The organism is Rhizobium sp. JAB6, assembly GCF_003024605.1.
GTDB lineage: Bacteria > Pseudomonadota > Alphaproteobacteria > Rhizobiales > Rhizobiaceae > Rhizobium.
Genome location: NZ_PYJQ01000001.1, coordinates 111,858 through 137,460 on the forward strand (window position 1 = coordinate 111,858; position 25,603 = coordinate 137,460).

Annotated in this window: 18 protein-coding genes; 7 read left to right on the forward strand and 11 right to left on the reverse strand. The window is 61.1% G+C overall.

Annotated elements, in window-relative coordinates:
• Positions 1–2,004, reverse strand: a complete 2,004-nt coding sequence (cyoB, locus tag C7U61_RS00585) for a cytochrome o ubiquinol oxidase subunit I (RefSeq protein ID WP_106996214.1) — start codon at positions 2,002–2,004, stop codon at positions 1–3.
• Positions 2,005–2,051: 47 nt separating this feature from the next.
• On the reverse strand, positions 2,052–3,170 hold the full coding sequence (gene cyoA, locus C7U61_RS00590) for a ubiquinol oxidase subunit II (protein WP_106996215.1): 1,119 nt from the start codon (positions 3,168–3,170) through the stop codon (positions 2,052–2,054).
• Positions 3,171–3,563: 393 nt separating this feature from the next.
• Between cyoA and C7U61_RS00595 the strand changes: the two genes are divergently transcribed.
• The 5 genes from C7U61_RS00595 (at position 3,564) to C7U61_RS00615 (ending at position 10,366) form a co-directional block, all read left to right on the forward strand.
• Positions 3,564–4,901, forward strand: a complete 1,338-nt coding sequence (locus tag C7U61_RS00595; protein ID WP_106996216.1) for an MFS transporter — start codon at positions 3,564–3,566, stop codon at positions 4,899–4,901.
• 277 nt (positions 4,902–5,178) lie between these two features.
• Entirely contained in the window at positions 5,179–6,195 is a 1,017-nt protein-coding gene (locus tag C7U61_RS00600; protein ID WP_106996884.1) for an iron ABC transporter substrate-binding protein, read from the forward strand.
• 210 nt (positions 6,196–6,405) lie between these two features.
• The gene (locus tag C7U61_RS00605; protein WP_245410730.1) at positions 6,406–7,959 is read left to right on the forward strand and encodes an iron ABC transporter permease; all 1,554 of its coding nucleotides are present in this window, start codon (positions 6,406–6,408) and stop codon (positions 7,957–7,959) included.
• On the forward strand, positions 7,956–9,011 hold the full coding sequence (locus C7U61_RS00610) for an ABC transporter ATP-binding protein (protein ID WP_106996218.1): 1,056 nt from the start codon (positions 7,956–7,958) through the stop codon (positions 9,009–9,011). Before C7U61_RS00605 ends, C7U61_RS00610 begins: the two co-directional genes overlap by 4 nt.
• A 182-nt stretch (positions 9,012–9,193) precedes the next feature.
• Positions 9,194–10,366: a M20 aminoacylase family protein gene (locus C7U61_RS00615; RefSeq protein WP_106996219.1), complete on the forward strand. Its 1,173-nt coding sequence runs from the start codon at positions 9,194–9,196 to the stop codon at positions 10,364–10,366.
• An 85-nt stretch (positions 10,367–10,451) separates the two neighbouring features.
• On the opposite strand, the gene C7U61_RS00620 is transcribed toward C7U61_RS00615, so the two are convergent.
• Both C7U61_RS00620 and C7U61_RS00625 read right to left on the reverse strand, forming a co-directional pair.
• On the reverse strand, positions 10,452–11,375 hold the full coding sequence (locus tag C7U61_RS00620; RefSeq protein WP_106996220.1) for a nucleoside hydrolase: 924 nt from the start codon (positions 11,373–11,375) through the stop codon (positions 10,452–10,454).
• A gap of 127 nt (positions 11,376–11,502) precedes the next feature.
• Positions 11,503–12,891, reverse strand: coding sequence for a M20/M25/M40 family metallo-hydrolase (locus tag C7U61_RS00625; protein WP_106996221.1), 1,389 nt, complete (start codon positions 12,889–12,891; stop codon positions 11,503–11,505).
• Between the two features lie 199 nt (positions 12,892–13,090).
• Between C7U61_RS00625 and C7U61_RS00630 the strand changes: the two genes are divergently transcribed.
• Complete coding sequence (locus C7U61_RS00630; protein WP_106996222.1) at positions 13,091–15,433, forward strand: EAL domain-containing protein; 2,343 nt, start codon at positions 13,091–13,093, stop codon at positions 15,431–15,433.
• A gap of 30 nt (positions 15,434–15,463) precedes the next feature.
• On the opposite strand, the gene C7U61_RS00635 is transcribed toward C7U61_RS00630, so the two are convergent.
• The gene (locus C7U61_RS00635) at positions 15,464–15,880 is read right to left on the reverse strand and encodes a MarR family transcriptional regulator (RefSeq protein ID WP_106996223.1); all 417 of its coding nucleotides are present in this window, start codon (positions 15,878–15,880) and stop codon (positions 15,464–15,466) included.
• Between the two features lie 438 nt (positions 15,881–16,318).
• On the opposite strand from C7U61_RS00635, the gene polA reads away from it, so the two are divergent.
• On the forward strand, positions 16,319–19,321 hold the full coding sequence (polA, locus tag C7U61_RS00640; RefSeq protein WP_106996224.1) for a DNA polymerase I: 3,003 nt from the start codon (positions 16,319–16,321) through the stop codon (positions 19,319–19,321).
• A 287-nt stretch (positions 19,322–19,608) separates the two neighbouring features.
• Here polA and phnN read toward each other — a convergent pair whose 3' ends face one another.
• The 6 genes from phnN to phnD form a co-directional block, all read right to left on the reverse strand.
• Complete coding sequence (gene phnN / locus C7U61_RS00645) at positions 19,609–20,214, reverse strand: phosphonate metabolism protein/1,5-bisphosphokinase (PRPP-forming) PhnN (protein ID WP_106996225.1); 606 nt, start codon at positions 20,212–20,214, stop codon at positions 19,609–19,611.
• Entirely contained in the window at positions 20,211–21,350 is a 1,140-nt protein-coding gene (locus C7U61_RS00650) for an alpha-D-ribose 1-methylphosphonate 5-triphosphate diphosphatase (RefSeq protein ID WP_106996226.1), read from the reverse strand. The genes phnN and C7U61_RS00650 overlap by 4 nt, the downstream gene beginning before the upstream one ends.
• 15 nt (positions 21,351–21,365) lie before the next feature.
• The gene (locus C7U61_RS00655; RefSeq protein ID WP_106996227.1) at positions 21,366–22,052 is read right to left on the reverse strand and encodes a DUF1045 domain-containing protein; all 687 of its coding nucleotides are present in this window, start codon (positions 22,050–22,052) and stop codon (positions 21,366–21,368) included.
• A 188-nt stretch (positions 22,053–22,240) separates the two neighbouring features.
• Positions 22,241–23,587, reverse strand: coding sequence for a phosphonate ABC transporter, permease protein PhnE (gene phnE / locus C7U61_RS00660; RefSeq protein WP_106996228.1), 1,347 nt, complete (start codon positions 23,585–23,587; stop codon positions 22,241–22,243).
• Between the two features lie 8 nt (positions 23,588–23,595).
• Entirely contained in the window at positions 23,596–24,576 is a 981-nt protein-coding gene (gene phnE / locus C7U61_RS00665; RefSeq protein ID WP_106996229.1) for a phosphonate ABC transporter, permease protein PhnE, read from the reverse strand.
• An 83-nt stretch (positions 24,577–24,659) separates the two neighbouring features.
• The gene (gene phnD, locus C7U61_RS00670; protein ID WP_106996230.1) at positions 24,660–25,571 is read right to left on the reverse strand and encodes a phosphonate ABC transporter substrate-binding protein; all 912 of its coding nucleotides are present in this window, start codon (positions 25,569–25,571) and stop codon (positions 24,660–24,662) included.
• Positions 25,572–25,603: the final 32 nt, after the last annotated feature.

The window sequence follows — 25,603 nt, forward strand, 5'->3', positions numbered from 1 at the left end:
TTACACCTGTCCTGCGAGCTGCTTCGTACGCTCGTTCTCGGTCTTGACGACCTCGTCGGCGGGAATGTGGTAGTCGCGCTTGTAGTTGAAGGTATGGCCGATCGTGATGACGATCATTGCGACGAAGGTGATGGCAGCGAGCCACCACATGTACCAGATCATCCCGAATGCGAAGCCGATGGAGAGCACGCCGAGGATGATGCCGGTGCCGGTATTCTTCGGCATGTGGATCGGAATGAAGCCTTCGGTCGGCCTGACGTAGCCGCGGTTCTTCATGTCCCACCACGCGTCGTGATCGTAGACGATCGGAGTGAAGGCGAAGTTGTAGGCCGGCGGCGGCGACGAGGTGGACCATTCCAGCGTACGGCCGTTCCAGGGGTCGCCGGTCACGTCGCGAAGCTCTTCGCGCTTCATGAAGCTGACGGCGAGCTGGATCAGGAAACAGCCGATGCCGATCGCGATCAGGACAGCGCCGAAGGCTGCGATGATGAACCAGATCTGCAGGGACGGATCGTCGAACTGGCTCATGCGGCGGGTCACGCCCATCAGGCCGAGAATGTAGAGCGGCATGAAGGCGAACCAGAAGCCGATCTGCCAGAACCAGAAGCTCATCTTGCCCCAGAAGGGATCGAGCTTGAAGCCGAAGGCCTTCGGGAACCAATAGTTGACGCCCGCGAACATGCCGAAGAGCACGCCGCCGATGATCACGTTATGGAAGTGGGCGATCAGGAACAGCGAGTTGTGCAGCACGAAGTCGGCCGGCGGAATTGCCAGCATGACGCCGGTCATGCCGCCGATGGTGAAGGTCACCATGAAGCCGACCGTCCACAGCATCGGCACTTCGTAGCGGATGCGGCCGTGGTACATCGTGAACAGCCAGTTGAAGAGCTTCGCACCCGTCGGGATCGAAATGATCATCGTCGTGATGCCGAAGAAGGAGTTGACGCTGGCGCCAGAGCCCATGGTGAAGAAGTGGTGCAGCCAGACGAGGTAGGAGAGGATCATGATCACGCAGGTGGCGTAAACCATCGAGGCGTAGCCGAAGAGGCGCTTGCCGCAGAAGGTGGCGACGACTTCGGAGAAGACGCCGAAGGCCGGCAGGATCAGGATGTAGACTTCCGGGTGGCCCCAGATCCAGATGAGGTTGACATACATCATCGGATTGCCGCCGAGGTCATTCGTGAAGAAGTTCGTGCCGGCATAGCGGTCGAGGGTCAGCAGAGCGAGCGTGGCGGTCAGGATCGGGAAGGATGCAACGATCAGGATGTTGGTGCAGAGCGAGGTCCAGGTAAAGACCGGCATCTTCATGAAGGTCATGCCCGGCGCGCGCATCTTGACGATGGTGGCGATCAGGTTGATGCCCGAAAGCGTCGTTCCGATACCCGCGACCTGCAGGCCCCATATGTAATAGTCGACCCCGACATCGGGACTATAGGCAATGCCGGAAAGCGGCGGATAGGCCAGCCAGCCGGTCTTCGCGAATTCGCCGATGAAGAGCGAGATCATGATGACGATCGCGCCGGCCGTCGTCATCCAGAACGAGAAGTTGTTCAGGAACGGGAAGGAAACGTCGCGCGCGCCGATCTGCAGCGGCACGACGAGGTTCATCAGACCGGTGACGAAGGGCATCGCCACGAAGAAGATCATGATGACGCCATGGGCGGTGAAGATCTGATCATAGTGATGCGGCGGCAGATAGCCTTCGGAGCCATTGAAGGCGATCGCCTGCTGCAGGCGCATCAGCAGCGCGTCGGAAAAGCCGCGCAGCAGCATGATCAGCGCCAGCACGATATACATGATGCCGATCTTCTTGTGGTCGATGCTGGTGAACCATTCCTTCCAGAGATAGCCCCACAGACGGAAGTAGGTCAGCAGCCCGAGAACCGCGATGCCGCCGATGGCGACGCCGATGAAGGTCACGACGAGGATCGGCTCGTGGTATGGAATGGACTCGAGCGTCAGCCGGCCAAAGATGAATTTATAGAGGTCCGGGTTGGAAAACATGGATTGCCTCTGTCCCTTATGAATGTCTTGTTATTGAGCGCACCGGATCAGTGACCCTGATGCTGCGCCGAACCGGTCGACGGATCGGAAGAAGAGCCGTTGCCCATATCCATGCCCGGCATGGAGTTGTCTCCATGCTGCATGGTATGGCCGGCGCCGCCATCGGCCTTGACCGGCGTGACCTCGGCCGAGGCGCCGTCGCGATTGTCGTAGATCAGGCGCTCGCGGTTTTCGTGGCTTTCCTTGCCGCCGCCGCCTTTGGCGTCGATATGCATCATCTCGCTCATGCACATCTTGCTGGGATCGGCGCACATATTGAGGATGGCGTTGTAGAGCCCATCGTCGACAGCGTTGAAGTAGCGCACCGGCTCGCGTTCGCTGGGCTTGGCAAGCGCCAGATATTCCTGGCGGCCGAGTGCGGTGCCCTGGCTCTTTGCCTTTTGGATCCACTGGTCGAAATCGGCCTGGTTGAAGCCATGGAACTTGAAGCGCATGTGCGAGAAGCCGATGCCGCTATAGTTGGCGGACATGCCCTGGAATTCGCCCGGATGATTGATGACGGCGTGGAGCTTCGTCTCCATGCCCGGCATTGCATAGATCTGGCCAGCCAGCGCCGGAACGAAGAAGGAGTTCATGACGGCCGAGGCCGTGATCTTGAAGTTGATCGGGCGATCGACGGGAGCTGCCATCTCGTTGACGGTGGCGATGCCGTATTCCGGATAGAAGAACAGCCATTTCCAGTCGAGCGCCACCACTTCGACGGTCAGCGGCTTCACGTCGGGGCTGATCGGCTTGTTGGCGGCGATGCGGTCGAGCGGGCGGTAGGGGTCAAGCTGATGCGTGCTGATCCAGGTCACCGCACCGAGCGCGATGATGATCGCAAGCGGAGCGGACCAGATGACCAGCTCCAGACGCGTCGAATGGTGCCAATCCGGCTGGTAGGTCGCTTCCTTGTTCGACTGGCGGTATTTCCAGGCGAAATACAGGGTAAGGACGATCACCGGAATGATGATGATCAGCATCAGCACGACCGATATGATGATGAGGTCTCGCTGCTGCATGGCGATATCGCCGGAAGGGTTCATCACCACCAGATTGCAGCCCGATAGCAGCAAAAACAATGGGATGACAGACAAACGGCTGAAAATCTTCGATAGTCTTAGCACGTCTTAAAGCTCTTTTTGTTTCGACCCTACCGCGACTAAAGGACGGCGGTCATGAACGATATGAGGTGTTTCGTCGCACCGCAGCAAGATAGAGTGCATTGCGGTATGGAATGCTGTCCCACGTATCGGGAAAACCCTCAGAGATCCAGAAGGTTTTCTATTGAGGCAATTGGCTTTGGGCGGCGCTAATATACTGGGATCGGAACAAATGGCTATCACCGGCGGTTGTTCTCCTCCCGGAACGAGGCTCCAAGGACAGATGATGACTCGGCTGATTGCCAATTTGCGAATTATTTCATGCTGGAGACTTGATATGTTCGCACGTTTGATCGACATTTTCATTACGCGCGAATTCGTGGAGGAATTCGTGCTCGGAGAGGGAGGCTCCCGCGCATGGTCAGCGTAACGCATGAATCACTGAATCCCACATCTTCAACTCTGGAGAGCGATGCCCGCAGCATGCATGCAAGGGGCTCGGTCGCCCCGGGCAATATCGCCATCGGCGTGATCATTGGTCGCACTTCCGAGTTCTTCGATTTCTTCGTCTATGCCATCGCATCGGTATTGGTCTTCCCGAAGCTGATCTTCCCCTTCGCCGACCCGCTGCGTGGCACGCTGCTTTCCTTCCTGGTCTTCGCGCTCGCCTTCATCGCCCGCCCGATCGGTTCGTTCATCTTCATGGCGATCGACCGCCGTTACGGACGTGGAGTGAAGCTTACGATTGCGCTGTTTCTGCTCGGCGGCTCGACAGCGGCGATGAGTTTCCTGCCCGGCTATTCCGAAGTCGGCGTCTACGCGATTATCCTGCTCGCCATCTTCCGCATCGGTCAGGGCCTTGCGCTCGGCGGCGCCTGGGATGGTCTTGCCTCGCTCCTCGCGCTCAACGCCCCGACCAACCATCGCGGCTGGTATGCGATGATCCCGCAGCTCGGCGCACCCATCGGCTTCATGCTGGCGAGTGCCCTGTTCGCTTATTTCGTGACAAGCCTTCAGACGGCGGACTTCCTCGATTGGGGCTGGCGCTATCCATTCTTCTGCGCTTTCGCGGTCAACGTTGTCGCGCTCTTTGCCCGTCTGCGTCTGGTGGCGACAGAGGAATTCGGCACGCTGCTGGAGCGTCATGAGCTCGAGCCGGTGAAGATGACGGAGCTGCTGCGCGTACATGGCCGCGACGTCCTGATCGGCGCATTCGTGCCGCTGGCAAGCTTTGCGACCTTCCATCTGGTCACGGTGTTCCCGCTCGGCTGGGTCACGCTCTATAGTGAGCAGAGCTCGGGTTCTTTCCTGCTGGTGGAATTCCTCGGCGCGATCTGCGGCATTCTCGCCATCATCTGTTCCGGTATGCTCGCCGACCGGATCGGCCGGCGCAATCAGCTCGCCATCGGCGCGGTGCTGATCGCCTGCTTCGCCTTCGTTGCACCCTGGCTGCTCGATGGCGGCGCGACTGGCCGCCACATCTACGTGGTTCTCGGCTTCACTCTGCTCGGCCTCTCCTTCGGGCAGGCGGCCGGCGCCAGCGCTTCACGTTTCAGCCAGAACTACCGCTACAGCGGCTCGGCTCTGGTGTCGGATCTCTCCTGGCTAATCGGCGCCGGATTTGCGCCCTTTGTGGCGCTTGCTCTCTCCAGCCAGTTCGGCCTCGTCTATACGAGCCTCTATCTGCTGTCGGGCGTCGTCTGCACGCTGGTCGCCATCTTCTTCAGCAAGACGCTGGAGACGCGGGACAACTGAGTTAGATCTTCGAGCTGAACGAAAAGGCCGCGGCATGTAGATGCCGCGGCCTTTTCGTTCGTGTCGAATGCTTGAGCCAGGCGGGCCACGCCACCAGCATATTCCTTACGTGGATCGTGCTGTTTTCCTTCGTGACGGTTGGTGCGAAAATCTTGACTCCCATTATCAAACTTTTGTGATAAGCAGAAACCACCGTAAACTTGAAAAAAACGGTCAGGAAAAATATAGGCTACCGCATCGCCGCCCGATGACGGTGGTTTCCAAGCGAGAGGACTTAATGACTTTTTCCTTTTCTCATCTCACCAGCGCGCTGGCGCTTGCCGCAGGACTTGCCGTTGCTCCGATAATGGCGCATGCCGCCGAATCCGAAGGCATCGTCGTCTATAATGCCCAGCATGAGGCATTGACGCAGGCATGGGCGGATGGCTTCACCAAGGAAACCGGCATCAAGGTCACGATCCGCAACGGCAGCGACATGCAGTTCGCCAACCAGATTGTCCAGGAAGGTGCTGCCTCGCCGGCCGACGTGTATCTGACGGAAAACTCGCCGGGCATGGCACTGGTCGATGCCAACAAGCTTTTCGCCCCGGTCGATGCCGCGACACTCGCCCAGGTGCCGGAAACCTTCAAGGCAGCCGACGGCAACTGGGTCGGCGTCGCCGCCCGTTCCACCGTTTTCGCCTATGACAAGACCAAGCTGAAGGAAGCCGATCTGCCGAAATCGCTCCTCGATCTCGCCGATCCCAAGTGGAAGGGCCGTTGGGGTGCTTCGCCGGCCGGCGCCGACTTCCAGGCGATCGTCAGCGCGCTGCTTGAGCTGAAGGGTGAGGACGCAACCCGCGCCTGGCTGAAGGCGATGAAGGAAAATGCGAGCTTCTATAAGGGCAACAGCGTTGCCATGAAGGCCGTCAATGCCGGCGAGATCGAAGGCGCCGTCATCTATCACTATTACTGGTTCGGCGATCAGGCCAAGACCGGTGAAAACAGCAGGAATGTTGCTCTGCATTATTTCAAGAACCAGGATCCGGGCGCCTTCGTCAGCATCTCGGGTGGCGGCGTTCTGGCATCCAGCCAGCACCAGAAGGAAGCGCAGGCTTTCCTGAAGTGGATCACCGGCAAGGGTGGCCAGGCCGTTCTGCGCGATGGCAATTCCTATGAATATGCCGTCGGCAATGGCGAGGCTTCCAATCCGAAGCTCGTGCCGCTCTCCGACCTCCAGGCTCCGAAAGTAGAGCCTTCGAAGCTGAACAGCAAGAAGGTTACCGACCTGATGACGGAAGCGGGTCTCATCTAAGGCGAAAGCCCGCGGGGAAGCCCGTTTCGCGGGCTTTCGCACGGGCTCGGCTCTTGCATCGCGGTCGCATGCCCTGCTAGTGGCATGGAATGGCCCCAAGGCCGATCGATCGGGCAACCGCCGTAAGCGGCGGTTGTCTTCCTATTTCAGGGCGTGAAAGGCAGCTCGGATTTGCTGCAGAAGAACACATATGCCGGCGAGGCCGCCGCCATGCGAATGCCTCAGTTGACGGCTGCTCCCCGCAGCCGCGTTCGGCATGCCTCCGTCGTCGCCCTTGCTTCGATCGTCGCGCTTCTGAGCCTGGTGCCGCTCGGCTTCATCGTCTGGATCACGATCGATACCGGCTGGGCAGAAGTCAGCGCCCTTATTTTCCGCAGCCGCGTCGGCGATCTGCTCGTCAATACCATCCTGCTCGAAATCTGCACCATTCCGCTTTCCATCCTGCTCGCCGTCACGCTCGCCTGGCTGACCGAACGCACCGATATTCCCGGCGCGCGCCTCTGGTCCTGGCTGGCGGCCGCACCGCTTGCCGTCCCCGCCTTCGTGCACAGCTACGCCTGGGTCAGCCTCATGCCGAGCATGCGCGGGCTCTTGAGCGGCGTGCTGGTATCGGTGCTTGCCTATTTTCCCTTTCTCTACCTTCCGGTCGCGGCCGCTCTGCGCCGGCTCGATCCGGCAATCGAGGATGCCGCCGCCTCGCTCGGGCTTGGCCCCTGGCGCGTCTTCTTCCGGGCGATCCTGCCGCAGCTTCGCCTCGCCATCTGCGGCGGCTCGCTGCTGATCGGCCTGCATCTCCTGGCGGAATACGGCCTCTATGTGATGATCCGTTTCGATACCTTCTCGACCGCCATCGTCGACCAGTTCCAGTCGGCCTATAACAGCCCGGCCGCCAATATGCTCGGCGGCGTCCTCGTCTTCTGCTGCCTGCTGCTGCTCGGCATCGAGGTCTTGGTGCGCGGCAACGAGCGCTATGCCCGCATCGGCTCCGGTGCGGCCCGTCCCGCCGATCGCCGTCGTCTCGGCTGGTTCGTCGTTCCCGCTGTCGCGCTGCCCATCGTCACCGCGGCACTGACGCTCGGCGTTCCCTTCGTCACCCTGGCGCGCTGGCTTTATCTTGGCGGCGCAGGCGTCTGGCGGATCGATACGGTCGGTTCGGCCTTGCTGCAGACCATTCTTCTCGCGATCGCCGGCGGCCTCCTCGCCACCATTGCAGCAGCCCCCATGGCATGGCTTTCGGTGCGCGCGCCTGGCCGGATGCAGCGCATTCTCGAGGCCTGCCATTATTATGTCGGCTCGCTGCCGGGCGTCGTCGTTGCGCTGGCGCTAGTGTCGATCACCGTCCGATTGATCCTGCCGCTCTACCAGACCTTTGCCACCCTCCTGCTTGCCTATGTACTGCTGTTCCTGCCGCGCGCCATGGTCGGCCTGCGCGCCAGCATTGCCCAGGCGCCCGTCGAACTCGAGCGTGCCGCCATGGCGCTCGGCCGCACGCCGGCGCAGGCGGTACGGCAAATTACCATGCGGCTCGCGGCTCCCGGCTTTGCGGCCAGCGTGGCGCTCGTCGCGCTCGGTATCACCAACGAACTGACGGCGACGCTGATGCTCTCTCCCAACGGCACGGAAACGCTCGCGACGAAATTCTGGTCGCTGACCAGCGAGATCGATTATGTTTCGGCGGCACCCTACGCCTTCATGATGGTCGTCCTGTCGCTGCCGCTCACCCTTCTTCTCTACGTGCAATCAAAGCGAACGGCCGGACAATGACCTTTCTGGCGATCAAGAATATCAGCAAGCGCTATGGTCCCGTCCATGCGCTCGACAATATCGACCTTATGGTGGCTGCCGGCAGTCGCACGGCCATCGTCGGCCCGTCCGGCTCGGGCAAGACGACGTTGCTGCGCATCATCGCCGGTTTCGAAACCCCGGATGCCGGCCAGGTGATGCTTCAGGGCGAGACCCTGGCGGATGGTGAAGCCATCGTGCCGGCGCACCGCCGCGGCATCGGCATCGTCTCGCAGGACGGCGCCCTGTTTCCGCATTTGAGCGTATCGGAGAATATCGGTTTCGGCATGGAGCGCGGCGCGCGCGACCGCGATCAGCGCATCAATGCCCTCATCGACATGGTCGAGCTCGACCGCGGCATGCTCGACCGCCGCCCGCATCAGCTCTCCGGTGGACAGCAGCAGCGCGTGGCGCTTGCCCGCGCCCTCGGCCGCAAGCCGCGATTGATGCTGCTCGACGAGCCTTTCTCCGCTCTCGATACAGGACTGCGCGAAAACATGCGCAAGGCCGTCGCCCGCGTGCTGCAGATTGCCGGCATCACGGCGGTCCTGGTGACGCATGATCAGACGGAAGCCCTGTCCTTTGCCGACCAGGTTGCCGTCCTGCGCGAGGGCAGGCTCATACAGGCCGGCACGCCGCAGGCGCTCTATCTCAGCCCCAGGGATCGCGAAACGGCGCTCTTTCTCGGCGATGCCATCGTACTTTCGGCTGACCTTGATAAAGGGTCCGCCAAATGCGTTCTGGGGCAGATTCCGGTCGATGCCGATAACCGGCAGGGTCGCACCGACGTCATGTTGCGGCCCGAGCAATTGCGCCTCAGTGCGATCGATGAGGCCGGAGCGCGCGCTGCCTGCATAGGCAAGGTGACGGAAATCGAGTTCGGCGGCGCCGTCTGCGCCGTTACGGTCGTGCTCTCCAACGGCTCCGAGACGCTGAACATCAAGAGTTCCGGCGTTGGCCTGCCCGAAGTCGGGAGCATGGTTTCGGTGAGCGTTATCGGAAAGGCACATGTGTTCGACAGGCTCGATGCCTGAGCGTTAATTCCGATTGAAGCGGGCGATGCTTTGGGGAAGATAAGGCATGTCGCGCAAAAGTGTGCAGCGGTTTTGCGACAACGACATGCGTCAATTCAAGGTCCTAAAGCGCAAGAAGCGAATCTGAAAGATCGCGGTGCGCTTTAGGCACGCCATCATCGTGCCCCTACCGAGGAACGCCCATGTCTTTTCCCGATGAGATCGAGCCGGATCTTCCTTTCCTCACATCGCTTCGCCGTAACCTTCATGCCCATCCGGAACTCGGTTTCGAGGAGGAGCGCACCGGCGGCATCGTCGCCACCTTGCTGGAGGAAGCGGGGCTTACAGTGCATCGCGGCCTCGGCAAGACTGGTGTCGTCGGCACGCTGCAGGTCGGCAACGGCACGCGCCGCATCGGCCTCCGCGCCGACATGGATGCGCTTGCCATGCCGGAAAAGGGCAATCGCCCCTATAAATCGACGATTCCGGGCAAGATGCATGCCTGCGGGCATGATGGCCATACGACCATGCTGCTCGGTGCCGCCCGTCACCTTGCCGCCAGGCGCGGCTTTTCCGGCACGGTGCATTTCATCTTCCAGCCGGCAGAGGAAGGCCGCGGCGGCGCCAAGCGCATGGTGGAAGATGGCCTTTTCGATCTGTTTCCCTGCGATGCCGTCTATGGGCTGCACAATATGCCCGGTCTCGCCGTCGACGAGATGGCCGTGGTCGAGGGGCCGCAGCTTGCCTCTTCGGATAGCTGGCGCATCACCTTCCGAGGCACCGGCACTCACGGCGCCAAGCCGCATCTCGGCAAGGACCCGATCACGGCAGCGGCGACCTTCCTGTCTTCGCTGCAGACCATCGTCGGGCGCGTCGTCGATCCGCTGCAGCCGGCCGTCGTCAGTGCCTGCTCGCTGCAGGCGGGCGATCCCAAGGCGCTCAACGTCATTCCCGATACGGTCGAGATCGGCGGTACGGCGCGCGCCTATACGCCTGATGTCCGCGATCAGCTGGAAGAGGAGATCGGACGCCTGGCGCATGGGACCGCAGCCATGTTCGGTATTACCGTCGATTATCAGTTCGAGCGCCGCATCCCGCCCGTCGTCAACGATGCCGATGCTACGGCGCGGGCGCTGAAGGCTGCGACGGCTGTTTTTGGCGAGAATGTGCTGACCCGCTTTCCGCCAACGACAGCCGGCGACGATTTCGCGTTTTTCGGCCAGAATGCTCCCGGCTGCTATGTCTGGCTCGGCAACGGTCCCGCCGTCGACGGCGCCCTGCATCACAATACGGCCTATGATTTCAACGACGAGGCAATCGCTTCGGGCGTGGCTTTCTGGACGACATTGGTCGAGCAGGAGCTGACGGAGGGCTGAGACAGCTCCCAACGCGCCTCACCGCCGTATATCCTCTATCACCGCAGCGTGAGAGTTTGGGATATGATAGTTCTCCGGCCGCTTCTCAGCGCTCAGCCTCTCGCAGCAATGCGTCGAATATGATCCGTCGCGCCCTTTCGGGGTCGATCTCCGCGGCGAAATGGGCATTGAATTGCCCATGCGAGGCCCGCATTTCGACGACGGTGCGCCCACGCGTATGCTGTCCGTGCAATTCCGCATCGATCCGGGCATGCCGCAGAGTGGCAATGTCAGGCTCGACGAAAATGGCCGCCGCCGTCGGGTCGTAGATCGCCATGGCCGGTCGGCCGCGGCTGATGGCGATGTTGACATAGCCCTCCAGCAGGTCCGCGAGCATTTGCGCCTTTTCGCCGTCAATCTCGCGGATGCGGACGACATCCTCCGGCCAGGCCGGAACCTTGCGGCAGATATCGAGGTCGATCATGCGCAGCGGCAGGCCGTGCGCCAGCACGATGGCAAGCGCCTCCGGATCGGCAAAGGCATTGAACTCAGCCGATGCCGTATGATTGCCCGAGGTGACGCCGCCGCCCATCCAGGTCAGCTCATCGATGCGGGCGGCGAGATCCGGCCGTGCCAATGCCAGGGCGGCGATGTTCGTGAGCGGCCCGAGCGCCAGGATGCGCTTCGGCCCGCTGCCTTCGGGAAGCCAGTCGCATAGTGCGGTAAAAGCGTCGCTGAATGGAAGTGGATCCGCCGGCGGCAGGCTTCTGCCTGTGGTGGGAATGCCGCTCTGGCCGAGAATGCCTTGCGCCGTTTCCAGCTTGCAAAACACGGGCAGCTCGCGGCCGGTATGGATCGGAAAGGTCCAGTTGAAGACGGCGGCGGCACTCGCCGCATTGGCCTTTACATGAGAGAGCGGCGCATTGCCGCTGACGAGCGAAACGCCATCGACGGCAAGATTCGAATGTGCCACCACCAGGATGGCGGCGATGTCATCAAACCCCATGTCGGTATCGATCCAGATCCCCATAGTCTATCTCATTGATCGCCGCGAAATGCCCGATGTCTGTCCGGCCGCGCTGTCAGGGTTGCAGCATTCCTGCCGCCCGGTGGGAATGACCGCGGGCGCGCAAAAGGCATGCGCACCCGCAGATCGCTTAGTTGGCGAGCGCGTCGAGAATACGGATCCAGGAACGGATGCCCTTGTGATAGGAACGCAGCTCGTATTTCTCGTTCGGTGAATGGATGCGGTCGTCGGAGAGCCCGAAACCGACGAGCAGCGATTCCATGCCGAGCATCTTCTGGAAATCGCCGACGATCGGGATCGAGCCGCCCATGCCGATGATGAGGGCGGGCTTCGGCCATTCGTTGGAGAGTGCCGTCTTTGCCTTGGTCAGCACCGGCGAATCGTAGGAAAGCTGAATGGCCGGCGAGCCGCCATGCTCATGGAATTCCACCGAGCAATCCCCAGGGATCTTCGAGCGCACATAGGCGCGGAAGCTTTCGCGGATCGCCGCCGGGTTCTGCTGGCCGACGAGACGGAAGGAAACCTTCGCCGATGCCTTGGCCGCAATTACCGTCTTGAAGCCGGCGCCGGTATAGCCGCCCCAAATGCCGTTTACTTCCGCCGTTGGCCGCGCCCAGGTGAGTTCCATCACCGACCGGCCCTTCTCGCCGGAGGGGATCGACAGGCCGACGCCGCCGAGGAATTTTTCGGCCGTCATGCCGAGCTTCTCCCAGGAGGCCTTGATATTGGCGGGCGTTTCCTCGACGCCGTCATAGAAGCCGGGAAGCGTGATGCGCCCCGTCTCGTCGTGCAGGCCGGCAAGAATATCGGTCAGAATGTGGATCGGATTGGCGGCGGCGCCGCCGAAGAGACCCGAATGCAAATCGCGATCGGCCGCGGTGACGACGATTTCCTCGCCCACCAGGCCGCGCAGGCCGGCCGAGATCGCCGGCGTATCGCCGTCCCACATGCCGGTATCGCAGACGAGGGCGAAATCCGCCTTCAGCTCGGCGGCATTCTCTTCGAGAAAGGGCTTGAGCGAGGGCGAGCCGGATTCCTCTTCACCTTCGAAGAGGATGGTGATGCGCACCGGAAGAGCGCCCCTGGTTTCCTTATAGGCGCGCACCGCCTCGACGAAGGTCATCAGCTGCCCCTTGTCGTCAGATGTGCCGCGGCCGGTCAGGATCTTGCGGCCATTGCCCAGGTCCTTGATTGCGGGAGCGAAGGGATCGCTTTCCCAGAGCTCGAGCGGATCGACGGGCTGCACGTCGTAGTGGCCGTAGAACAGCACATGCGGCGCATCGGCGCTGCCGGCGTCGTGATGGGCGACCACCATCGGATGGCCGGGCGTGTCGCGCGCGGAGGCTGTAAAGCCGAGTGAGTTCAGGTAAGTGACCAGCCACTCCGCCGCCTTGCGGCATTCGGCCTTGTAGTCCGGGTCCGTCGAGATGGACTTGATGCGCAGCAGCTCGAAGAGATTGTCGAGGCTGGAAGGAAGGTTGTGATCGGCGCGGTCGAGAACGTGCGATAGATCGGTCATATCCGACTCCTTACATGAGATTTGGAGCGACGATAGACCAAAGGCAGACGGGTTTCGAGGCGTTAAAACCGAAAATTTACCGTAGCTTGTCTGTTCGGATCGAGTCTTGCGTTTATGTGATTATATGCGCATGTGATTTACAAGTTTTTTAGATTATTGGAAATAACCTCAATCCTGAAGGGTATTCCGAGGGCGTGTAATGTTTTCAGTGATTGCATGTATTCGTGACGATCATGACTTCAGGCTGATTCTCGTGGCAGCAGCCACCTGCCTCATTGGCAGCCTTGCCACCATGCTTCTTTTTTCGCGTGCACAGGAATGCCAGTCGCATCAGCGTCGCTATTGGATTGCCGCTGCGGCCTTTGCCAGCGGTGTCGGTATCTGGGCGACGCATTTCATCGCCATGCTTGCCTATGAGAGCAGCCTTCCCATCTCTTACGGCGTTTCGCTGACCGCGCTTTCGGTGGTTCTCGGCATTGTCGGTTCATGGCTTGCCATGACCGTCGCCTTCGAGTGGAACAACCGCCTCTCCTTTGCAGTCGGCGGCATGCTGATGGCATTTGGAATAGCCGCCATGCACTTTTGCGGCATGCAGGCCATCGAGGCGTCGGTGCAGCTCTCCTTCGACATGCCGCGAGTGGCTATTTCCATCACGGCCGGTGCCGTCTTCTCCTCGCTGTCCTTCCTGGCGTTTCGAAGCTTTCACGGTTTGCGGCACATCGTCATTGGTACTCTTCTGCTGTTGCTGGCGATTTGCTCCCTGCATTTCACCGCGATGAGCGGCGTGACGCTGACGCCCGAAGTGGGCATGCCGGGTGCCGCCCTTTCCATGGATCGAAGCATCCTTGCCGGCATCGTCATGGCCGCCGCGATGGGTCTGATCCTCATCGCTCTCGGAGCCGTCTTCATCGACCGTCATCTGACCGATCTCCGTGGCTTCGCCAATGCTTCGCTCGAAGGCCTGCTCGTCATCCGCGACGGCCGGGTGATCGATGCGAACGAACGATTTTTCGCCATTTCCGGATGGTCGCAGCAGCAGGTGATTGGCGTCCCGCCCGAGACCTTCCTGGCGATCGACACAGATGCCCAAAGTGATGCCGCCATTCCGTTGGAAACAACTCTGTCCGGCCGTGACGGCAAGGCGATCCCGGTCGAAACGGTGCGCCGCTCCATCACCTACCGCGGCCATGAATGCAGCGTATTGGTCCTGCGCGACCTGACCGAGCGGCGCCAGGCGCAGCAGATGATCGAGCATCTGGCGCACCACGACATATTGACGGATCTGCCCAACCGCACGCTGTTCGACCAGCGCATCCGTCAGGCGCTGCAGATGGCCAACCGCAAAGGCGGGGAAGTTGCCGTCTTCTGCCTGGATCTCGACCGCTTCAAGGCCATCAACGACGTCTTTGGCCATGCCGAAGGCGATCGCATTCTCTGCAAGGTCGCCGGCATCCTGCAGCGCGCGATCGAGGAGGGCGATACGGTGGCAAGGCTAGGCGGCGACGAATTCGCGATTGTCCAGCCCAAGCGCCTGCAGCCCGAGGGAGCCACGCGTCTTGCCGAGCGCATTCTTTCGGAATTTAGCGTAGAGATGGATACTGCCCGGGATCCAACGGCCGTCGGCGTCAGCATCGGCATCGCCATCTATCCGCGCGACGGCACGAGCGCCGGGCAGCTTTACGCCAATGCGGATATGGCGCTTTATCGCGCAAAGCATGCGGGCCGGGGCCACGCCTGCTTTTTCGATGCCGAAATGGACAAGGCCGTGCGTACCCGGCGCCAGCTGGAGAACGATCTGCGCCAGGCCATTCTGCGCCGCCAGCTCTTTCTGGAGTATCAGCCGATCTATGATGTCGGCAGCGACGGTGTCAGCGGCTATGAGGCCCTGCTGCGCTGGGCGCATCCGGAGCGCGGCGTCATTGATCCGGAAACCTTCATTCCCATTGCCGAGGAAAGTGGATCGATTGTTGCGATCGGCGAGTGGGTGCTGCAGCAGGCATGCCAGGAGGCGACGCGCTGGAGCGAGCCCGCGAGTGTCGCGGTCAACCTCTCGCCGCTGCAATTCATGATCCCGACCCTCTACGATCAGATCGAACGTATCCTGCGCAAAACCGGTCTCGATCCGCGGCGCCTCGAGCTGGAAATCACGGAGGCGGCGCTGATGCGCGAACGCACGGCCGTTATAGCGACATTGCAGCGGCTGCATCGCCTCGGCGTTCGCGTGGTCATGGACGATTTCGGCACCGGCTTTTCCTCGCTCAGCAACCTGCGAGCCTTTCCCTTCGACAAGATCAAGGTCGATCGCAGCTTCACCGGCGCGCTTGAGCACGATCCCGCAGCCCGCTCGATCGTTCGCGCCATCATCGGCCTCGGCCACAGCCTGAACATGCCGGTGGTCACCGAAGGTGTCGAAACGGAAACCCAGCGCCGGATCGTCATAGAGGAAGGCTGCGCTCAGCTTCAGGGGATATTCTTCGGCAAGCCCGATGTCGGACCGAGCCAGTTCCAGCCGATTTTGAACAAGGCCGTCGGGCAGTGCTGAGGCGCGCTGCGCACTTTTCCCGGAATCGCCTTAAAGCTGCCTGGCATTCTCCAGCACGCGCCGAATATATTCCAGCAGCAGCTCGCGTTCGAATTGGCGGAAATTCTTGAGAAGATCCGTGTCGGCGGCCATGGCGGCCTCGATGGCTTCCGCCTGCATGGCGGTGGCCTTGTTCGTCAGGAAGATCAGTTGCGCCCGTTTGTCCGAAGGATGCGGGCGGCGCTCCACCAGGCCGTCCCGCTCCATGCGCGAAAGCGTATTGGCCATCGTCGCCTGTTCGATGTCGATTCTTTCGAGCAGCTGCTTCTGCGTCAGCCCGTCCTCTGACCACAATTCCAGCAGGATCGGAAACTGACCGGGGGAAAAGCCGAGCTTCGCCGCGCGTTGTTGTAGCGCGCGGGCGAATCCCTTCGCCATCTGACTGGCAAGGTAGGCGGCGGAGTCCATCCGATTAAATCCCATGATTGCAAATATGCCCATAATTCCAGATCAAGACAATCAGCAATTCTCGCCGCAAACTTCCTTTGAAATAAGCAAGTTCGGCGAATCTTTTCGCCGCCACCGGTTGCATTTTTGGGCATGAAAAAGCCGCCATGGCCTGGAGGGGACGCCATGGCGGCTCATGAAAGAGGGACAAAGGCCCGGAGAGGGGATAGGCCTTTGTCCTAGTCTGACATGGCGGGGGACAGGCCGGTTGTCAGACCCGCGGCGTATCAATCGCCGGTGATTAGGATTTGAGGTTTCGAATGTGGTTTTTCAAGGGAATGCGCAGATTAGATTGATTAAAAGTTAGTAACGTTTCGGTGAGAAATCTCACCGTGTCACAACGCTGCAAAACTGAAGTTTATATGGACGTTGGGAGTGCGTCAGGCTATCCATGCTTCCATGAAAAAAGGTGATCATCTCTTCCTCGTCGACGGCTCTGGTTTCATTTTCCGGGCCTTTCATGCTTTGCCGCCGCTGACGCGCAAGTCCGACGGATTGCCCGTCGGTGCCGTCTCGGGTTTCTGCAACATGCTGTGGAAGCTTTTGACCTCGGCGCGCGACACCTCGGTCGGTGTGACGCCGACCCATTTCGCCGTCATCTTCGACTATTCGTCAAAGACGTTCCGCAAGGACATCTTTCCGCAATACAAGGCAAATCGCTCGGCGCCGCCGGAAGAACTGATCCCGCAGTTCGGTCTCATCCGCGAGGCGACGCGCGCTTTCAACCTGCCTTGCATAGAGACAGACGGCTTCGAAGCCGACGACATCATCGCGACCTATGCCCGTCAGGCGGAGGCTGCCGGCGCCGACGTGACGATCATCTCGTCCGACAAGGATCTGATGCAGCTCGTTACGCCCATGGTCCATATGTATGACAGCATGAAGGACAAGCAGATCGGCATTCCCGATGTTATCGAGAAATGGGGCGTGCCCCCGGATAAGATGATCGACCTGCAGGCCATGACCGGCGATTCCATCGACAACGTTCCCGGCATCCCCGGCATCGGCCCGAAGACGGCGGCGCAGCTTCTGGAGGAATTCGGCGATCTCGATTCCCTGCTTGCCCGCGCCGGCGAGATCAAGCAGCAGAAGCGCCGCGAAAACATCATCGCCAATGCCGAACTCGCCCGCATTTCGCGGCAGCTGGTGACGCTGAGGACGGATGTACCGCTGGAACTTGCGCTCGATGCGCTGGTGCTGGAGCCGCAGAACGGCCCGAAGCTGATCGGCTTCCTGAAGGCCATGGAATTCACCACCCTGACGCGGCGCGTGGCGGAAGCCTGTGATTGCGACGCGGCGGCAATCGAGCCATCGGTCGTCAAGATCGAATGGGGCGAGAGCGCCCATGGCCCGGATCTCGATGTCGGCGAGAATGTCGATCTCGTCGCCGGCAGCGTCGTCGAGGCAGAAGGAGCATCCGTCCCGGCGCCATCGGCCAAGGCGCGTTTGGCTTTGGATGGCACCACAGAGCCCGAGGAGCTCGCCAGGGCGCGCGCTGCGAGTTTCGCGAGCGCGCCGATCGATCATTCGAACTATGTGACCATCCGCGATATCGCCACGCTCGACCGATGGATCGCGGATGCGCGCGAAACCGGCATCGTCGCCTTCGATACGGAAACGACCTCGCTCGATGCCATGCAGGCCGAGATCGTCGGTTTCTCGATGGCGATCGCCGATAACCGCGACGATCCGTCGGGTTCTTCCATCCGCGCCGCCTATGTGCCGCTCGGCCACAAGACCGGTGTCGGCGATCTGCTGGGCGGCGGTCTGGCCGACAATCAGATCCCGCTGCGTGACGCGCTGCCGAGATTGAAGGATCTGCTGGAGGATGCCTCCATCCTCAAGATCGCGCAGAACCTGAAATACGACTACCTGCTGATGAAGCGCTACGGCATCGAGATGAAGTCGTTCGACGACACGATGCTGCTCTCTTACGTGCTCGACGGCGGCGCCAATGCAACGCATGGCATGGACAGTCTTTCCGAGCGCTGGCTCGGCCATAAGCCGATCGCCTACAAGGACATCGCCGGCAGCGGCAAATCCAATGTCACCTTCGATCTCGTCGACATCGACCGGGCCACGGCCTATGCTGCCGAGGACGCAGATGTTACGCTGCGCCTTTGGCTGGTATTGAAACCCCGGCTTGCAGCGGAAAAACTCTCGTCCGTTTACGAGCGGTTGGAACGGCCCCTCGTGCCGGTGCTCGCCCATATGGAAGAGCGCGGCATCACCGTCGACCGGCAGATCCTCTCGCGCCTTTCCGGCGAGCTGGCGCAGGGCGCGGCCGCTCTCGAGGATGAGATCTATAATCTGGCCGGCGAACGCTTCAATATCGGCTCGCCCAAGCAGCTCGGCGATATTCTCTTCGGCAAGATGGGTCTTGCCGGCGGCAGCAAGACCAAGACCGGGCAATGGTCGACCTCGGCGCAGGTGCTGGAGGATTTGGCGGCGGCCGGCTTCGAATTGCCGCGCAAGATCGTCGACTGGCGCCAGCTGACCAAGCTGAAGTCCACTTACACGGATGCATTGCCGAGTTATGTCCATCCCGACACGAAGCGCGTCCATACCTCCTATTCATTGGCCTCCACCACGACGGGGCGCCTCTCCTCCTCCGAGCCGAACCTGCAGAATATTCCGGTGCGCACGGCGGAAGGCCGCAAAATCCGCACGGCCTTCATTTCGACGCCGGGACATAAGCTCGTCTCGGCCGATTACAGCCAGATCGAACTGCGCGTACTGGCGCATGTCGCCGATATCCCGCAGCTCAGGCAGGCATTCGAAGACGGTGTCGACATTCATGCGATGACGGCGTCGGAAATGTTCGGCGTGCCGGTGGATGGCATGCCGAGCGAAGTGCGCCGTCGCGCCAAGGCTATCAACTTCGGCATCATCTACGGCATCTCTGCTTTCGGTCTCGCCAACCAGCTCTCGATCGAGCGCTCGGAAGCCGGCGACTACATTAAGAAGTATTTCGAGCGCTTCCCGGGCATCCGCGATTACATGGAAGGCGCCAAGCAGGCGGCGCGCGACAACGGCTATGTCGAGACCATCTTCGGTCGCCGCATCCATTTCCCCGAAATCCGTTCGTCTAATCCCTCCGTCCGCGCCTTCAACGAGCGTGCCTCGATCAATGCGCCGATCCAGGGTTCGGCCGCTGACGTGATCCGCCGCGCCATGATCAAGATGGAGCCGGCGCTGGCGGCAGCCGGGCTCAGCGATCGTGTGCGCATGCTCCTGCAGGTGCATGACGAACTGATCTTCGAAGTCGAGGATGCCGATGTCGAGCGCACGACACCAATCATCATCTCGGTCATGGAAAACGCCGCCATGCCGGCGGTCGACATGGCCGTGCCGCTGAAGGTCGATGCGCGCGCCGCCCATAACTGGGATGAAGCGCACTGAGATGCCTATCCCGCCCCTTGCGGGCGGGAAAGCAAATCAGCGTTTAGCCGTCAGGCTAAGTGCTAGATTTCGCAAGGGCGAGGGTAGGTAGGGGCGCGCCAGTGTCCTGGAACAGAATGAGCAAGAAAAGACCCTCTCTTGCAATTTCAATAGCTTAGGAATTGCGCTGGCTTTTGAATGTGCGGATGCTCTCTTTGCGCAATTCCTAAACCAGTGAAATTGCTTTCTCGCCCGCCAGACGCGAGATAGGCTTTCGCGTATACCGCGTCTTCTTCAGCTTCAGCCGCCTACTTCCTAACCAGCACCTCTAGCACCGAAATAATGGCTCGTTCGGCTTCTTCGAGCGTGCCGCTATTGTCGATATCGGTGACATCGTAGCTGCCCTGAACGGTCAGCGCGCTTCTTTCCAGGCGCTTCAGCACGTCGTCGCGGCTCTCGCGTCCGCGCGCCATCAGGCGCTCGGCCAGCACTTCGCGTGACGCCGTGATGTTGATTACCTTCAGATGCGGGAATGCGCTTCGGAAGTGATGGAGCGCCGAGCGCGAGCCATTGGCGATCACCAGACGGCCCTGTGCAAGCTCATCGAAAACGTCGGCTGGAATGCCGTATTTCAGGCCATGCGCTTCCCAGGAGACGGCAAAGGCGCCTGCCTGCTCCATCGCATCGAAATCTAGTTCGGAAACGCTTCTGTGGTCTTCGTTGCCGGCATCGCCGTCGCGGGTGATGACGCGGCGGACGAAGTGCACATCGGATCGGCCGGCAAAATGCCGGGCGGCGAGATTCATCAGCGTATCCTTGCCGGCGCCGCTCGGACCGACGACGACGGCCATGATGCCCGCCGTCGTATCCCAAAGACTGCTATTAGCCGGCTCGAGATCGGCGCTCGCGTTCATGCGACCCGTCGCCCCTCTCGCCAGACCGAGCGCGTGACCGGAACGCCGTGATCGCGGCGGACGCGCACGAGATCGGCGCGCAGGCCCTCGGCAATGCGGCCGCGATCGTTCAGGCTGACCGTCCTTGCCGGCGTTGCCGTCACCATGGCGATCGCCTGCGGCAGCGAAATCCCTTCGACTTCGTCCGCGAGGATGAAGGGTGCATGCAGCAGGCTGAGCGGCACGTAGTCGGAGGACAGCACATCGAGTACGCCAAGCTCGGCCAGATCGCGGGCGGCGATATTGCCTGAATGCGACTTGCCGCGCACGATGTTCGGCGCGCCCATCAGCACGCTCATACCGGCGCCGTGGGAAGCCTTCGCGGCATCGATGCTGGTCGGGAACTCTGCCAGGCGAACGCCGTAGTTAATAGCTTCATCCACATGGGCGAGCGTCGCGTCGTCATGGCTGGCGACCGTGATGCCCCGTTCGGCGCAGACCTTGGAGATCGCGTCACGATGCGGCGTGGCATATTTGGCCGATTCTTCCTGGCGCTTGGCGACGAATTTGGCAAAAGCCTCGTCGCTCAGGCCGCGCTTCTTCTGGTAATAGAAGATGTACTGATCCATGGTCTGGAACTGGCGCTGGCCCGGCGCGTGGTCCATCAGCGAGACCAGACGCACATAAGGGTCCTTCTCGAAATCCTGGAAGTGGTCGAGAACGTTGTCGGCGGAGACTTCGCAGCGCAGGTGAATCAGGTGCTCGGCCCGCAGGCGGTCTTCGCGCTGGGCCGCCTGGATGGCGTCGGCCATATCGCGCATCTCGCCCTTTTCGAAACCGCCGTCCTCGTCCGAGCCCATGCGCAGGCAGTCGAATACGGTGGTGATGCCCGAGGTGACGATCTGGGCATCATGTGCCTGGATGGCGGCCGTCTTGTTCCAGCGAACGCCCGGACGCGGCGAGTAATGCGCTTCGAGATGATCGGTGTGCAGCTCGACCAGGCCGGGGATCAGATAATCGCCCTCGAAATCCTCGCCGATATCGGACTTGCCCTCGGAAATGCCGGCAATGCGACCGTCACGAATCAGCACGGAGCCCTCGACGATCTTGTCTTCAACGACGATGCGGGCGTTGGAAAGGACGGTTTCTTTGGTCATGTCGGATCTTTCATGTTAGGCGCCGGCAAGCGGCAGCCAGGAACGGACGAAAAAGGGAGCGCCGCGCTCTTCTTCGGCGAAGATGGCGAGGCCAGAAATATCGAGCGGTTTGCCGGTATGCTCGGCGAAACGTTCGCGCAGCACGTGGTGCATCTCGGCCTGCCGCTCGGCCGGAACGCGCCCCGTCAGCGTCATGTGGAAACGGAACTCGTCATTGACGTACGGATAGCCCCAGCGCAACAGATTGGCGCGCTCTGGTTCTGTGAGGCTTTCCGGCTTGCGTCTGGCGATGTCATGGTCCGAAAGCGGTGCGCGGAGAGGTTCGAAGGTCTTGACTACACGCCAGGCGAAATCCTGCAGCGGCTGGTAAAGCGAGCCGGGGACGAGGGCGAAGAATTGGCCGAGCTGGCCGAGCACGAGTTCCGGAACGGTGAAAGCCTTGGTCTGCGTCGCGAATTCGGCGGCGACTTCGAGGAGATCGCGCTCGGTCACCGAAGCGGCCAGCTCGAACGGCGCCTTCAGCGTCGCGTGAAAGCCGTAGCGGCGCGGATCGGCCGTCAGCTCGGCATGGCCTTCCGGCAGCGGACCCATGGCCTTGTCGGAAAAAATCTCACCGGAAAATGCGTCGCGGCCTAGCCAGCGGGCGGCGAGCGATGTCAACGGATCGTCTTTGGGCGGCGTGAAATAGAGAGCATAGCGCAAGGCTGCATTCCTTGGAAAATCGGCTGCGCGGGACACTGTTGGGTGATTTGCGACAAACCGCAAGAGCAGCAAGGCAGCAACGGTCCGAATCCGGCTAAAGCCGGCTTGATCGCTACGGTCTTGCCGGCCTGCGCTACCGGATTCCCGTGACAGAATGATGATGGGAAACGATTTTTTCCCAATCTTCGTTATTTCGCTCGCGTCCCCATCAGGCGCGAGCGCAAGGCGTTGGATGCCGCGTCGAACAGGAAGACGACGATGAGGATCAGCAGCACCATGTAGGCGACGTTTTCCCAGTTGGAATTGGTGCGCATCGCTTCCCAAAGCTTGAGGCCGATGCCGCCCGCGCCGACGGCGCCGATGATGGTCGCGCCGCGCACGTTGGATTCCCACTGATAGAGCGTCTGGCTGACGATGACGGGCACGATCTGCGGCATGATGCCGTAGCGATGCACGAGAATGGTCGGCGAGCCGGTGGACTTCACGCCCTCGCGCGGCTTGTTATCGATATTCTCAAGGCCCTCGGAATAGAGCTTGCCGAGCGTACCCGTCTCCGTGAGGAAGATCGCGCCGCTGCCGGCAAGCGGGCCGGGACCGAAGGCGCGTGTCAGGAACAGCGCCCAGATCAGCATATCCACCGAACGCAGGAAGTCGAAGAGCCGTCTCAATACCTGATTGAGCACCCGGTTGGGCGTGATGTTGCGGGCCGCCAGGAAAGCGAGCGGGAAAGCCGCAAGCGCGCCGAGCAGCGTGCCGAGAAAGGCCATGACGATGGTCTGGAACAGCTTGGTCCAGACATCGCCGTGCTGCCATGCGCCATTGTTCCAGATATTGTCGAATGCCAGCGACAGATTGGATTGCGCCGGGTCCAGCCGCGGCCCGGATACGATCAGGCTGATGACTTCGCTCGCCGGCTTGTCGAAGAAGGGTGAATGCGTATCGAAGACGAAGTTGGCCCAGCCGAGGAAACGCTTGCGGATCTTCACGCGGTCGGTGGAAATGCTGGCGTCGCCGGCAAAGCCGAGATTGACCAGGATATTGTCGTCATAGACGGTCATCCAGCTGGGAACGGGTTCGGAGCCGGCGATCTTCGGCACATCGCCGGCAATATCGATCGGGATCGTGATGCCGTGCGCGGTCACGATGGCCTGTGTTTTGGTGACCGTTATCATGCGGCTCGTGCCGCTGACCGAGACGGTCATGCTGCCATCGGGGTTGGTCTTCACCCAGTCGGGGTGAGGATTGTCGCCAAGCGGCGAAAAGCGCGGATATTTGATGCTGATTTTGTCGCCGGAGATGCGGAACTCCGGCTGCACGTCATAGCTTACCCATTCGCTGAGATAGATGCCGACGCGCTCCCAATGCGCTTCCGAAATGACCTTCGGCAGATCGAAGAACCAGACTGCATAGATGCCGTAGAGGATGACGCCGATGAACATCATCAGCGCGCCGAAGCGCTGGCGGAAGGACCGGTGAAGGATCTCCGGATACCGCGCTTCGATTTCCTGCATGCGGCCGGCGTCGATGACGGACATGGTCAACCTCAATGCTGCAAAAGGAAGGCATGTTCGCCGACGAGACGGCGGCGGAGCCATGCGGAAAACTGATCGACGGCGATGATCGTCAGGAAGAGAAGCAGCACCAGCGCCAATGTCTTGGCGCCAAAGCCGCGCGAAATCGCGAGTTTCAGCTCCTCGCCGATGCCGCCGCCGCCAACGGCGCCGATGATGGTGGAGGCGCGAACGTTGATCTCCAGACGCAGCAGCGCGTAGGACATGAAGTTCGGCAGCACCTGCGGCAGTGCGGCAAAGCGCACGCGCTCGCTCCAGCTCGCACCGACGGCGCGCATGCCCTCGTCGGGCTTCATGTCGATATTCTCGACGACTTCATAGAAGAGCTTGCCAAGCGCGCCGATCGTATGCAGGCCGACGGCGATGATCGCGGCGATCGGGCCGATCGACAGGATTGCCGAAAACAGGCCGGCGATGACGATTTCCGGAAAGGCGCGCAGAAGTTCCATGATGCGCTTCGTCACCAGCCGGATCGGATGGGACGGGGACATGTTGCGGGCGGCGAAGAAGCTCAAAGGCACGGCAAAGACGACGCCGATGATGGTCGATACCAGCGCCACGTTGATCGTGATGATCATCAGCTCGAAATATTCGGGAATGTAGAAATCGCCCCAGATATAGACGCGGCCGAGAGGGAAATTGAATTCCTCGCCGCCGGCGCCATTGGCCCCGTTCGGGCTCGGCAGGTCGAAGAGCGCGCGGTAGACGTCGGCCCAGTCCTTTGGAATGAGCCAGCTCAGGAAATCGAAGAGATGCGGCAGCCGGTCAAAGAAATGCCCGGCGTTGTTCTCGTCGGCGAAGCGCACCGAGCTGACGAAGGCGACGAGCAGGATCGCGAGACCGATGCCGGTGTAGAGGCGGCGCTTGGCCACCATCTTGCTCCAGGCGTCGCCGATCTCCTTGGCGCTCTGCGGCGCGCTTTGCATGTTCGGGTGCGTATCGGCGATCGTCATGAAATCCTGCCCTTGTGAATCGCAAAGGGGTGTGAACAGCAAAAGGGCGGCCGTTGCCGGCCGCCCCATCATAAGGGTGCGGATCAGCCGCCGATGGCAGCTTTGCGAACGTCGATAACGGCGTTGTAGAACTCCGGGGTAACCTTGACGTAGCCCTTGAAGTCGCCGCCTTCGATGGCGTTGAAGCACTTGGCGTCGGTGGTCGGCAGCTTCATGAAGAAGTCGGCCAGCTTGGTCTGCCATTCGGTGCCGAGAGCATTGCGAACGACGAGCGGGCCGTTCGGGATCAGCGGCGAACGCCAGACTTCGACGAGCTTGTTCGGGTCGACGGCGCCCTTGTCGACTTCCTTGCGGAAGGTACCGGAGGTGTAGCCGTCCTTGAAATCGCCAACGCCCGAGGAGTCGTCGACGGCAACGTCGACCTTGCCGTCATAGGCGGCTAGCAGGTTGTTCTCATGGCCGCCGTTGAATTGGGTCGAGCCGAAGAACTTGTCGTTCGGAACGCCGGTGGTCTTCGGAATCTGCGTCAGCGGAACGAGGTAGCCCGAGGTGGAGTCCGGATCGGCGTAGCCGAGCTTCTTGCCCTTGGCGTCCATGATCGTCTTGATGCCAGAGGACTTGAGAGCGAGACCGATCGAGTAATAGCCGGTGGAACCGTCCGTCTGCTGCGTGGTCAGGATCGGGGTAACGGCCTTCGGGTCCTTGATGGCAACGGCCGCGTAGCCGGAAGCGCCGAGTTCTGCGAAGTCGAGAGTGCCGCCGAGCAGGCCCTGGATAACGCCGTTATAATCGGCGGCCGGGAAGAGCGAAACCTTCTCGAAACCGAATTCCTTCTTCAGGTGGTCGGAAAGGCAGGCGTAGTTGCGCAGGCGGTCGGCTTCGTTTTCGCCGCCGAGAATGCCGACGCGGAATTCCTTGAGATCTGCAGCGTTGGCGGCGGCGCCGACTGCGAGCGCAACGAGCGCCGTAGCGGCAAAGAGTGCTTTCTTCAACATGGGTTCGTCTCCTGATTAACCGGTGTCCCCGG